Below are 12593 nucleotides of genomic sequence, written 5' to 3'. Positions count from 1 at the left end.
GTTAACCAGTGTTAACGAGTGTTAACCGATTCATTTTATATCATTTAAGAATCCTATTTTTGGGGTATGCAAAAGAATCGTTATAAAAATATCTTATACTTTATTGTCTTTGTAATTCTGGTTACATTAAGTATCCAGGTTTACTGGAATTTTAAAAACTATATTGCTGGTAAACAACAATTAATCAATGAAGTACAAATAAGTTTGGATCATGCTGTAGATCAATATTACACAGACTTAGCAGAGAAAAATACTATTGGGTTTTCTTCAGATTCCTCTAATATCAATTCTTTCCTCAAACAAAATAGTTTTAGAAGTTTGCTTAAAGAAATAGATTCGGGCACTGTTGACTTTAAGAGTTATACTTTTTCTGAAGGATTAGATCATAGCGACATTAAAATTTACAGAGGTATTTCTGTAGATAGCATGGATCGTTTGAATAGTATCAACCCTTGTAAAAACAGTCCTTGTCCAGATACTTTAGAGATTTTAGAATATACAGATACGCTAAATCTACCTAAGATATTTACATCCAGACAAAAAGCTTTCGAACAATTAACCTCAAAAATCATTATCTCGATTAGTGAAGATTCGTTAAACTTAAAAACTTTAGATACTATAATTGCAGATCAATTACAGCGCAAAAAACTAGGCATCTCTTACGGCATTACATTTCAGGATAAAAGAGGAGCTTCATATATGTTCAATCCTGACATCATAAGTAGGTCAGATCTAACTACCAAAACGAAATCTTCTTACTTACCCAGAGGAAGTTCTTTAGAAATGTCTTTTACAAATACGACACTTCCTATCCTAAAGAAAAACCTGATTGGTATCGTATTATCTTTTCTTCTGGTAGCGGCTGTTATTGGATGCTTATTATATCTACTCAGAATTATTAATCATCAAAAGCAATTGGCAGAACTAAAAAATGATTTGATTAGTAATATTACTCATGAATTTAAAACGCCAATCGCTACTATTAGCGCGGCACTAGAGGGGATTCAAAATTTTAATACAGAAAATGATCCACAAAAAACAAAAAAATATGTAGAAATGTCTTCTGATCAGTTAGGAAAACTGAACACTATGGTAGAAAAAATATTAGAAACTGCTACTCTTAATAGTGAGGAGTTGGAACTAAACCTTGAAGAAATCAACTTAGTGGATTTAACGCAAACTATTATTAGTCGATATCAAGCTAATACGAGTGAAAAGGAAATAAATTTTGAGAGTTCACATAACAATATTTGGAAAAAGGTAGATCCATTTCATTTTGAAAATGCTATTAATAATATTATTGACAATGCTATTAAATATGGTGGTGATCATATTGAAGTTTCTTTACAAAACACCAATCCTAATATTATTTTAGAGATAAAAGATAATGGTACTTCTCTAACGAAATCTCAGAAAGATAGAATCTTTGAAAAATTTTATCGAGTTCCTAAAGGGAATACCCATGATGTAAAAGGATTTGGCATTGGTTTATTTTATACGAAAACCATTATCGAAAAACACGAAGGAACCATTGCTTTACTACTAGATCAAGGTCATACTAATTTTAAAATAACACTACCCAATGGATAATATTGTTGAAATCGTACTTGCAGAAGATGAACCTTCTTTGGGTCAGATTATAAAGGAAAGTTTGGAAACAAGAAACTTTAAAGTACATCTCGCTAAAAATGGTGAAGAAGCCTACGCTTTATATTCTTCTATTTCCCCTAAATTATTGGTGTTAGATGTGATGATGCCCAAAAAAGATGGATTTACTTTGGCAAAAGAAATCAGATTGGAGGATGATACGATTCCCATCATTTTTCTTACTGCAAAATCACAAACACAAGATGTGGTAGAAGGTTTTACAATTGGTGGTAATGATTATCTTAAAAAACCTTTTAGCATGGAAGAGTTAATTGTTCGCATTAATAATCTGTTGCACAGAACCAGAACACAACAAAATTCGGAAGCGCTAACTGTAGGCAAGTACACTTTTGATTTCCCGAAACAAACACTTACTTTCGAGGATGAATCTCATCAGTTAACCCATAGAGAAGCACATTTACTTTTTCATTTGATCAAAAACAAAAATCAGGTATTGGATCGTTCTATGATTTTAAAGAAATTATGGGGAGATGATGATTTCTTTAATGGTAGAAGCATGGACGTATTTATCACTAAGCTTAGAAAGAAATTAAAACAAGATGATGCTATTCAGATTATTAATGTACGAGGTTTTGGGTATAAGTTAGTTTGTTAAAACTGGTCTTATTTTGTACTTTGCTGATTCATGAAAAAAATTCTTCTGTTTTTTATTCTAGTTGCATCTATACAAATCAGTTTCGCACAAAGAAATGTCACCCTTAATGATTCTATTTCTTTAAATGCGGATATATTTTTAGGTGTAGATTCTTTTGGTGCTATTTATTATCAAAAAGAAAATATTTTTTATAAAAAATGGAACAATCAAGAATGGCAATTTGGTGATTTTATTTTGGGTGAACTTACCCAAGTATCTATTTTAAATCCTTTAAAAATTGTATTATTCTATGAAACCTCGAATACATTAGTTACCGTAGACAAGTATCTATCAGAAATCGATCGTGTAAATTTTAATACTATAGCAGAGTTTAAAAATGTTTCTTTAATGACTCCAGCCAATGATAACAGTGTTTGGATTTTTGACAATAACACACAACAACTGGATATTTTCAATACTGTTTCTGAAAAAACATTGGTTATGACACAACCTTTAAATGAACTTCCAAAATCGTTACAAAGCACCTTTAATTACTGCTGGGTTCTTACGGATCAAACCTTAACTCAGTATAATATTTATGGAAGCTTATTACGCCAGATACAAAAAGAAGGATATCAAAATATAAAGATTATTAATAACGATTTAATTCTTCAAAAAGAAGATGGTTTATATTATTATCGAACGAAGACGGAAGAAATCGAAAAAATAAATCTTCCGGAAATTCATATAAAACAGTTTCATGTTACTAATGAAATCCTTTATATTTACCAACAAAGTACTATTTACAGTTTTGACCTAACACCCCGAAAAAATTAATCAACTATGCATGTAGCCATTGCAGGAAATATTGGTGCCGGAAAGACAACACTAACTAAATTATTGGCCAAACATTATCGATGGGAACCTCAATTCGAAGATGTTTTAGAAAATCCTTATTTAGAAGATTTTTACAACAAAATGGAGCGTTGGTCTTTTAACCTACAGATCTATTTCTTAAATAGTCGTTTTAGACAAATTCTTGAAATACGAGAAAGCGGAAAAGATATCATACAAGACAGAACGATCTATGAAGATGCATATATCTTTGCACCTAACCTTCATGCCATGGGATTAATGACTAATCGCGATTTTGAAAATTACAGATCACTATTTGACCTTATGGAAAGTGTTGTTGAAGGTCCAGACTTATTGATTTATCTAAGAAGTAGCATACCAAACCTAGTGGCTCAAATTCATAAACGAGGACGCGAATACGAAAACACTATCAGCATTGACTATTTGAGTCGTCTTAATGAGCGTTATGAGGCTTGGGCACATGGTTATGACAAAGGAAATTTACTTATTGTAGATGTTGACCATCTAAACTTTGTAGATAACCCTGAAGATCTCGGAAATATTATTAACCGTATTGATGCAGAATTAAACGGTTTATTCTAAAAATATAAAAAAGACCTTTCGATTAGAAAGGTCTTTCTTTTTTAGCTTACTTCAGTAAGTCTCTTTTATTCTAACAGGTTTTAAGATGTTTGTTCACCACCCTCATTTTCTGTATTTGAATCGTCTTCTTTAACTGCTTTTTCTAAAGACTTTTCTACTTCTTCTCCAGCTTCTTTTACTGCTTGCTCTATTTCTTTTTCAACTTCGGCAGCGTCTTTTTTAGCTTCTTCTATAGAAGTTTCTACCTCTTTTTGTACTTCGCTGGTTTCTTCAGTTGTAGTTTCTGTTTCTTTATTTGTATCTCTACAAGAAACAAACATTACATTTAAAGTAAATAAAAACGCTAAGGCTAACATTACTTTTTTCATAATAAAAAAATTTTAGTTGTTATTATATGGGTATAACGGTATTCTAATCCCACTATTTCTATTACCTTGGTAATGTTTTCACAAAAATTCTTAATTTTTTTAACATAATGAATTTCAACGATTTATTTCATTTTCTTTCAGAATTACAACAAAATAATCACAAAGAATGGATGGATGCTAATCGAAAATGGTATCAAGAAGTACGAAATTTTTTCATCAATTGGCTAGATGATGTAGAAATAGAACTTATAAAAATTGATCCTGATTATTTTCCGACTTCTGGTAAAAAAGGTATTAACCGTATTAATAATAATCTTCTTTTTCATCCTAACAAGCCTGTTTATAAAGATCATTTTGGCGCTGGATTGGATCAGCTTTCTAAACAAGGAGATTTTTATATAGAGATTGGTCTTTCACAATGTGTCCTGGCAGGAGGATTTTGGCGTCCCGATACTAAAGTTTTAAATAGTATTAGAGAAGCGATTGATTACAATGGAGAAGAATTGATTAAAATTATCAATAAAAAAAGCTTTAAAAACACGTTTGGTGATTTATATGATGACGGTAATAACCTTACCAAAGCACCCAAAGGTTATGCGATGGATCATGAATATATCAATCTATTGCAGAAGAAAACATTTGCGGTAGCCTATGAACTGGAACAAGATGAAGTACTACAACCAGGTTTTACAGAAAAAGTAATCGAAGTGTATCTAGAAATGCTTCCGTTTAGAAGATACTTACGACAAGCCGTAACTGTTTAAGCCTGTTCTAGTTTCATACTTAAGTATTCCATTATGGTATGAGTAGCACCTGTATTACTATTAATAAAATGACCTGCGATCATTCCTGTTTGCTGTCTGAATTTTTTATTCTCGATCAGCTTATTCATAATTCTGGTAAATTCCGTAGTGTTAGTAACTGAGAACAATCCAGCTAATTTCTGAAGTTGTTTTGCTTCTCTAAACTTATCAAAATTTTGTCCTATAATAATGGGGATTCCAAATGTAGCAGGTTCCAAGATGTTATGTAATCCTGAAGTACCCATGGCTCCACCTACATAAGCGATATCACCATAACTATACACACGTGATAAATACCCAATAGTATTCATTATAAATATCGAATATTCTTTCAGGCTCTTCCCCTCTTTTTCGGAAAAAAGAACAGTCTTTGATGTAAGCTTTTGTCTCAATTTCTGTACACCGCTATCCTTGATTTCGTGCGGAGCAACAATAAAACAAACATCTTTGGGAGCTTGATTTATAAAATCAACAAACACTTCCTCATCTTCCGGCCAAGAACTTCCAATAACGATACAAATTCTATTATCAATAAAATTGGAGATAAAATCTACCTTATTATCCATTTCAATCTGATGAGAAACTCTATCAAAACGTGTATCTCCGCTTATGGTAACATTAGTAAACCCAACTGTTTCAAGTAAATTTTTAGATGTTGTATCTTGCACAAAAAAGTGCTCTACTTTTTGCAAGGCATTTCTCATAAAACCTCCATACCATTTAAAAAATGACTGATCTTCTCTAAACGCTGCAGAAATAATACTAATAGGAGTATCATTAACTTTTAATGCGTTCAGATAATTTGGCCAAAACTCATACTTCACAAAAACAGCAAGTTTCGGATTTACCAATTGAACGAACCGTTTCGCATTTCTTTTAGTATCTATCGGCAGATACGTGATAATATCTGCCAACGTACTATTCTTTTTAATTTCATATCCAGAAGGAGAGAAAAAAGTAATCAAAAGTTTATAGTTTGAGTGCTTCTTTTTTAATTCTTCCATAACAGGTACTCCTTGTTCATATTCTCCTAAAGAAGCGCAATGAAACCAAATAATTTGATCTTCAGATTCTATACGTTTTTCTAAAACCTCAAAAACTGTTTTTCTGCCTTGAACAAATAATTTGAGTTTGGGGCTTAACAATCCAATAATCGGAAGCAAACTGTTAAATACAGCTATGAAAACATTGTATAAAAAATTCAAGAGTCTAGGTTTTTATCTGCTGCTAAAATACAGCTCTTTCCTATAAAAAAATAGTCAAATCCTATTTTCAAAAAAGTGTAATAGAAATTCTTCATAAATCATTACAAAATACATTTAATTTAATTTTTTAATAATTTAATTAATTTTTTGTTAATATTATTAATCTAATTTTATTAATTTAACATTAATATTCACACAAACTCAAACTCCATGAAATTAAAAATTACGCTCATTACCTTATTGACCAGTACCTTGTTATTTGCTCAAAGCTTTACCGAAGTACAATTACCAAAACCAGATCAACTAAATCCTTTTTTTATAGGACCTCTTTTTAAATCCACTATTCATTATGGTGCTACTCCACCAAATTATAATGGAAAAGTTCTCCTATTTAATCATGGCTATATTGATCTGAATCAAAATCAATTTTTATTTGATAATTCTTTTTATAAAGAAACCTATAAAGAAGGTTATCAAGCCGTTTTTGTAGCTACAACAAGAGGAGGTGGTATATGGGTTAATGGAGAATTACTTGCAGAATCCATAGATATCGTTACTACAAAGTACAATGTTTCTGATGTAACTATCATTGCTCATAGTAATGGAGGAAAAGCTGCAGAAGCAGCTATGATAGCATATGGTAAGAAAAATCAAGTATCTCAGGTTTTTGCTTTAGGGACGCCCTATTGGGGAACATATTTAGCAGATATTTCTCAAATGCCATGGCTAAACTGGGCTTGGCGATTAACAGGACTTAATGAGGGAGCAAGGACCTCTACCACCTATTATTGTAGAGATGTGGTTAGACCATATTTAGACAATAATGAAAATAATGAACCAGATAAATTTGTCATCTTAGGTGCTTCTGGATATTTCACTGGATCTAATCTATTGGCTAGAGCAGCTTTTACTTTAACTGGAGGTGTTTTATTACCTGTACAAGGAGCTAATGATGGCGTAGCACCTTATTCAAGTACCCTAAGGCCTGGTGGAGAGTATGTATTCCGTAAAAATGATTATCGTGCATTTTTTGATCATTTAGATGTTAGCTTTGGACAGTTTAGTTGGCCTTATGTAAAATCCTATTTGCAAAATAGATCCCAAAGAAGTTCCAATACACGTAGCTCAACTATCTCGAATAATTATATTACAACCAGTAATTACTATATGATCCATTCCGAAAATGAATATGACCAAATTACACTTGATAAAAATTCAACATTTGCAGTGGCAGAGATCATTCACGAAAACGCTGAGGCTCAATTTACCAGTACTTTAGAAAACCAAAAAAAGACTGAACTATTAAAACCTCAACAACAGGAAGAGCACAAGACCATCATCACTGTAACTAATAACAAACAACAATTAAAAAGTGATTCTCGCTTTGCCGCATTCATAAAACAAAATAATGGTATTACCATGAAGTTAGAACATCAACCTAAAGATGTATTTCCGATATTAAAAGTTGACATTATCGCAGAGCAAAAAGACAAACAACTACTTAGAAATACCGAAGTTCGCGGTATGATTATAAAAACTTCAGAAATAAATGGTGCCGCACAAGAAAATGATCCACAATTAATTAGCTTTAATAAAAAGAATGGAAGCTTTTACTTTAATACCAAAGGACTAGATGATGGGGTTTACAGTTTATTTTTAAATTCTGAAAGCGAAGGTAATTTTAAAAGAAGTATTATTTCTGGATTTGTGGTTGGGGATATCTATAAATCCATGAATACTGAAGAAACAAACACCCCAATAACAACAGAAAAATCTTTAACTATTACTCCAAACTCAGTTAAAGACAACGCTATTTTAACACTAACAGGATATACCAACAATAGTGATCAAATTACATTAGCAATTTATGATATAAGTGGAAAAAGAATTAAGGATTTTGTAATTCCTACCAATCAAAATTCGAAATATGATATCTCTAATAATCTTCAATCACTATCCAGAGGTATTTATCTATTACAAGTCAACAAGGAAAAAGTAGTAAAATTTGTAAAGGAGTAAAAATGTAAGCCATTCATACAAAGACTATTGCCAGTGGGATTCAATTTTGAGCTTATTCGTTAATAAAAAACGGATCAAAATGTATGATCACATTGGCAGTGGCTTCATTATTTTGTACTTTCGTCCAGTTACAAAACACATCTCATGAAGAAGATCCAAATGGTTGACCTAAAGGGTCAATACGAACAAATAAAAGAACGTGTAGATGCATCGATTCAGGAAGTAATCTCATCTGCAGCCTTTATAAATGGTCCCGAAGTCCATAGTTTTCAGAAGGAATTAGAAGAATATTTAGCTGTAAAACACGTAATTCCTTGTGCTAATGGTACGGATGCATTGCAAATAGCAATGATGGGACTAGGTTTAAAACCTGGAGATGAAGTAATCACTGCTGATTTTACTTTCGCAGCAACAGTAGAAGTAATTGCTTTATTGCAGCTTACACCTGTTTTAGTTGATGTAGAAGAAGATTCTTTTAATATAAATCCAGAAGCTATTCGTAAGGCAATAACACCGAATACAAAAGCAATTGTACCCGTTCATTTATTTGGGCAAGCTGCTAATATGGATGAAATTATGGCTATTGCCAATGAACATAATCTTTATGTGATAGAAGATAATGCCCAAGGGATAGGTTCTAGTTATAAGTTTGCTGATGGAAACGTTGCCAAAACAGGAACTATTGGACATGTTTCTTCTACTTCTTTTTTCCCTTCTAAAAATTTAGGATGTTACGGAGATGGAGGCGCTATCTTTACAAATGATGATGAATTAGCTCATACCATAAGAGGTATTGTAAATCATGGTATGTACAAGCGATATCATCATGATGTAGTTGGAGTAAACTCTCGTTTGGATTCTATACAAGCTACTGTACTAAGAGCTAAACTACCTAATCTAGACTCTTATAATAATGCAAGAAGAGCAGCTGCTAGAAAATATAGTAAAGCTTTTGAAGGTATCGAAAACATCGTAACCCCAAAAGTAAAAGGAAATAGCTGTGGAACTGGAGTTGATACTATTTGTGATACCTGTAATTGCCACGTATTTCATCAATATACCCTTCGTGTACTTCATGCAGATCGTGATGCTTTAGTAAACCATTTAAATGAAGCTGGAATTCCTTGTGGTGTATATTATCCAATACCATTACATAAACAAAAGGCTTATCTAGACGATCGCTATAATGAAGATGATTTCCCAGTAACGAATCAGTTAGTACAAGAAGTAATTTCGTTACCAATGCATACAGAATTGGATGACGAACAAATTGACTTCATTACTAAAACAGTAATTGATTTTGTCTCAAAATAAACTTAACTTGTAGGATAGAATGGAGCGTAAATTTCATTCTATGCTACCAACGATAACAACACCTTTAGTTTAAACAACTAAATACAACCATATAAACCACCCAAAATGGATTCACTTTGTATCTGTTATAATCTGGTTGATCATGCCAATCTACCAGGAATTCCCCCATTACCAGAAGCATATATCGTACCTATAAAACCAAATGGTCTTGGGTACGTAGAAAAACAAGCAACTCCTGCAATTCTAGACAGCTTTGGTATTCCTTATTTAGAAACGGCTCATGAACAGTTACTGGAAATCTGCTCCAGTTTAAAAGTTGCAGTTTTAGAACAAAAATTTAGACCCGCTAAAAAAAGAAAAACTTTTGGATTGGCGGATATCCTAAAAGAACCTAAGATTAAAGATGTGGTTATTAACCACATACATGATAAGCTTACCTCTTTCTATGCTTTAGTTATTGAAAATGAGTATCCAATCATTCATAATGCGCAAAGAAAAGATCCATTTGAAGTACATCGACTATCGATAGGAGCTAATACATTACATCCTATTCTAGAATTCACGAAAACAGAAGATGGTATCGATTACGCATTTACGCTTAAGGAAGAAGAACGTGTCATAGTTCCGCAAAATCATAGCATTCAAATATTGTTAAATGAACCTTCTTGGATTTCTATTGACAAAACGGTTTATCACATCAATAACTTAAATGCTAATAAATTAAAACCGTTTTTTAGTAAAGAAAAAATAACCATTGCAAAAAAACACATTAAAACGTATTTGGATAAAGTTATTCTTCCTGTAATTAAAAATGTAGATGTAATTGCAAATGGTTTTGAGATACTGATACACAAAAACATAGCATCCTACAAAATAGAAGTGATCCAGGATTTTATTACTGAAAATTTTGTTGCGAAAGTTGTTTTCGATTATGGAGAAGCAGCTTTTGAGTATCATAGTAATAAAAAAACCTCTTCTGATGTGCATTTTGGAGCAAATGAAGAAATTCAGATTACTCAGACCAAAAGAGATGCAGAAGCAGAAAAAGAAGTTATTGCGCGATTGACGGCAAAAGGATTAACCCTAAATTCTAATCTCTTATTAGAAACAGACAATTCTGATGATCCTTTAGCTATTTTTAATTGGATACAAAAAAATCATAAGGAGTTAGAGTTAGAAGGATTCGATATTACTCTTCCTGATTTCGACGACAAAAAAGTTACTCTAGATTCGCATCAATTAGAATTGCAACATAAAAAAAAAATGACTGGTTCGATATCAAAGGAATAGTTCAGATTGGGAATCAAGAGATTCCTTTTTCAAGATTTATTCCTTACATCAAAGCTAATAATCGCTTTTTCCCATTAGAAAGTAATTCTTCTGTATTTATCATTCCTTTAGAATGGATGACTAGATATAAAAAGATAGCGAATTTTAGTACCATAAAAGATGAAACTATTCTCGTAAACAAGGGTAATTACACCTTATTAACAGAGATTATTCCTCCTACAGAATTAGAAATCGATACAATTCCGGACGAAACGTATCAACCATCATCCAAACTAAAAGCTACCTTACGACCGTACCAAGAAGAAGGCATAAAATGGTTGATAAAACACCAACAAAACCAATTAGGTGCTTGTCTTGCTGATGATATGGGACTTGGAAAAACCTTGCAAACAATAGCAACCTTAGTATTCACTAAAGAACTTTTAACTCCAGAACCGAATGCTGTACAAACCGTTCGTTTAGATTTATTTAGTGATCCTTTGGAAATAAAAACATATCTAAAAGCTTTAATCGTTTTGCCCTCATCACTTGTTTTTAATTGGGCTCAGGAAATATTAAAGTTCGCACCTCATTTAACCATTACAAAATACACTGGCAGTGATCGAAAAAAGGTAGCCCCGTATTTAGAAACCTATGATGTTATTTTAACTACCTATACAACTTTATCTAAGGATATTAACATACTCCAAAAAACACAGTTTAATTATATCATTACAGATGAAAGTCAGCAAATAAAAAACAAAGAGTCTAAAATCTTTAAAGCTATAAATGAAATACAAGCAACACATAAAATCTCGTTAAGCGGTACACCTATAGAAAACTCTCTATCCGATCTTTGGTCACAAATGGAATTTATTAATCCTGGTATGCTCGGTAGTTTTCCGTTTTTTAAAGATCATTTTAAAACACCTATAGAAAAACATCAAAACCAAGAACGAATTGAAGAACTTAAATTACTAATAGAACCATTTATTTTAAGAAGAACCAAAGAACAGGTTGCTAAAGATTTACCAGAACTATCAGAACAAGTTATTTATACAGAAATGTTACCTGCTCAAGAGAAAGCGTATGAAGCTCAAAAATCCGCAGCCAGAAATTTATTATTAGGAATAGATACCGAGGGAACAAACAAAATACATATACTCAATACACTTACCAATTTAAGACAATTAGCTAATCACCCAAAACTTGTGGATTCTCAAACCGAAAATCCTTCTGGAAAGTTTAAAGATGTTATATCTTATCTGGATACTTTGATAAAATCACGTAAAAAAGTATTAATCTTTAGCTCTTTCGTTTCTCATTTAGATATTTATAAAGAATGGTGCAAGGCTCAAAACATTTCTTTTGTTAGCCTTACCGGTCAAACCAAAAGTTCGGATAGAGAAAAAATAGTTTGCGATTTTCAGGAAAATGATTCGATCTCTCTATTCTTTATTTCTCTAAAAGCAGGAGGTGTTGGGTTAAATCTCACCAAAGCATCTTACGTGTTACTATTAGATCCTTGGTGGAACCCTTTTATCGAAAAACAAGCAGTAGCACGAGCACATCGTATTGGACAAAAAAATAATGTAATGGTCACTCGCTTTATTACCAAAAATACTATCGAAGAAAAAATAGTACAACTACAAGAAAGAAAACAACATCTTTCTGAAGAAATCATCGATATTAATACCATCCCAGACTATATAGAAAATGATCTGGAAGAATTATTGAAATAGATTTAGACTTTGAAAAATATAATCATGGCAATTTTTATTTTTTGCAGTAGTAAGGATTTGTTGTAATATTATTTCTTTTCATCTGTCATTAAAGAAAAACATGATATACAATTTGAATATAAAATACATTTTAGCCTTACTTATAATTGCTTTCAATTTTGGCTCCTGTTCTT

11 protein-coding genes are annotated in these 12593 nt (G+C 31.9%); 9 read left to right on the top strand and 2 right to left on the bottom strand.

Going from position 1 to position 12593, the window contains the following annotated elements; translation table 11 throughout:
* The first annotated feature begins 66 nt into the window (after positions 1–66).
* The 4 genes from Q1B37_RS02985 to Q1B37_RS02970 are packed head-to-tail and all read left to right on the top strand — an operon-like array spanning position 67 to position 3700.
* Positions 67–1590: a HAMP domain-containing sensor histidine kinase gene (locus tag Q1B37_RS02985; RefSeq protein ID WP_299895222.1), complete on the top strand. Its 1524-nt coding sequence runs from the start codon at positions 67–69 to the stop codon at positions 1588–1590.
* Positions 1583–2263, top strand: a complete 681-nt coding sequence (locus Q1B37_RS02980; RefSeq protein WP_299603231.1) for a response regulator transcription factor — start codon at positions 1583–1585, stop codon at positions 2261–2263. The genes Q1B37_RS02985 and Q1B37_RS02980 overlap by 8 nt, the downstream gene beginning before the upstream one ends.
* A 30-nt stretch (positions 2264–2293) precedes the next feature.
* Entirely contained in the window at positions 2294–3079 is a 786-nt protein-coding gene (locus Q1B37_RS02975) for a hypothetical protein (RefSeq protein ID WP_299895219.1), read from the top strand.
* Positions 3080–3085: 6 nt separating this feature from the next.
* Complete coding sequence (locus Q1B37_RS02970; protein WP_219006751.1) at positions 3086–3700, top strand: deoxynucleoside kinase; 615 nt, start codon at positions 3086–3088, stop codon at positions 3698–3700.
* An 80-nt stretch (positions 3701–3780) separates the two neighbouring features.
* On the opposite strand, the gene Q1B37_RS02965 is transcribed toward Q1B37_RS02970, so the two are convergent.
* Positions 3781–4068 (bottom strand): hypothetical protein, encoded by a 288-nt coding sequence (locus tag Q1B37_RS02965; RefSeq protein ID WP_299895217.1) that lies wholly within the window; start codon positions 4066–4068, stop codon positions 3781–3783.
* A 107-nt stretch (positions 4069–4175) separates the two neighbouring features.
* Here Q1B37_RS02965 and Q1B37_RS02960 point away from each other — a divergent pair, with 107 nt between their 5' ends.
* Entirely contained in the window at positions 4176–4832 is a 657-nt protein-coding gene (locus Q1B37_RS02960; RefSeq protein WP_299895214.1) for a DUF2461 domain-containing protein, read from the top strand.
* Here Q1B37_RS02960 and Q1B37_RS02955 read toward each other — a convergent pair.
* Complete coding sequence (locus Q1B37_RS02955; protein WP_299895212.1) at positions 4829–6076, bottom strand: glycosyltransferase N-terminal domain-containing protein; 1248 nt, start codon at positions 6074–6076, stop codon at positions 4829–4831. The two genes, Q1B37_RS02960 and Q1B37_RS02955, sit on opposite strands and share 4 nt — an antisense overlap.
* A 210-nt stretch (positions 6077–6286) precedes the next feature.
* On the opposite strand from Q1B37_RS02955, the gene Q1B37_RS02950 reads away from it, so the two are divergent.
* The 4 genes from Q1B37_RS02950 to Q1B37_RS02935 all read left to right on the top strand — a co-directional run bounded on the left by Q1B37_RS02950 (position 6287) and on the right by Q1B37_RS02935 (position 12420).
* On the top strand, positions 6287–8095 hold the full coding sequence (locus tag Q1B37_RS02950; RefSeq protein WP_299895209.1) for a T9SS type A sorting domain-containing protein: 1809 nt from the start codon (positions 6287–6289) through the stop codon (positions 8093–8095).
* Between the two features lie 144 nt (positions 8096–8239).
* Positions 8240–9409: a DegT/DnrJ/EryC1/StrS aminotransferase family protein gene (locus tag Q1B37_RS02945; protein WP_299895206.1), complete on the top strand. Its 1170-nt coding sequence runs from the start codon at positions 8240–8242 to the stop codon at positions 9407–9409.
* 105 nt (positions 9410–9514) lie between these two features.
* Entirely contained in the window at positions 9515–10699 is a 1185-nt protein-coding gene (locus tag Q1B37_RS02940) for an SNF2 helicase associated domain-containing protein (protein WP_299895203.1), read from the top strand.
* Between the two features lie 116 nt (positions 10700–10815).
* The gene (locus Q1B37_RS02935) at positions 10816–12420 is read left to right on the top strand and encodes a DEAD/DEAH box helicase (RefSeq protein WP_299895200.1); all 1605 of its coding nucleotides are present in this window, start codon (positions 10816–10818) and stop codon (positions 12418–12420) included.
* Positions 12421–12593: the final 173 nt, after the last annotated feature.

The sequence above is a fragment of the uncultured Aquimarina sp. genome (assembly GCF_947492965.1).
Classification (GTDB): domain Bacteria; phylum Bacteroidota; class Bacteroidia; order Flavobacteriales; family Flavobacteriaceae; genus Aquimarina.
Note: the sequence above shows the minus strand (reverse complement) of the source record. Positions and strands in the feature narration are given on the sequence as shown.

Bases quoted from the DNA above. Each gene is read 5' to 3' on its own strand.
- Q1B37_RS02985 (WP_299895222.1), top strand. From the start codon at position 67: ATGCAAAAGAATCGTTATAAAAATATCTTATACTTTATTGTCTTTGTA.
- Q1B37_RS02980 (WP_299603231.1), top strand. From the start codon at position 1,583: ATGGATAATATTGTTGAAATCGTACTTGCAGAAGATGAACCTTCTTTG.
- Q1B37_RS02975 (WP_299895219.1), top strand. From the start codon at position 2,294: ATGAAAAAAATTCTTCTGTTTTTTATTCTAGTTGCATCTATACAAATC.
- Q1B37_RS02970 (WP_219006751.1), top strand. From the start codon at position 3,086: ATGCATGTAGCCATTGCAGGAAATATTGGTGCCGGAAAGACAACACTA.
- Q1B37_RS02965 (WP_299895217.1), bottom strand. From the start codon at position 4,068: ATGAAAAAAGTAATGTTAGCCTTAGCGTTTTTATTTACTTTAAATGTA.
- Q1B37_RS02960 (WP_299895214.1), top strand. From the start codon at position 4,176: ATGAATTTCAACGATTTATTTCATTTTCTTTCAGAATTACAACAAAAT.
- Q1B37_RS02950 (WP_299895209.1), top strand. From the start codon at position 6,287: ATGAAATTAAAAATTACGCTCATTACCTTATTGACCAGTACCTTGTTA.
- Q1B37_RS02945 (WP_299895206.1), top strand. From the start codon at position 8,240: ATGAAGAAGATCCAAATGGTTGACCTAAAGGGTCAATACGAACAAATA.
- Q1B37_RS02940 (WP_299895203.1), top strand. From the start codon at position 9,515: ATGGATTCACTTTGTATCTGTTATAATCTGGTTGATCATGCCAATCTA.
- Q1B37_RS02935 (WP_299895200.1), top strand. From the start codon at position 10,816: ATGACTAGATATAAAAAGATAGCGAATTTTAGTACCATAAAAGATGAA.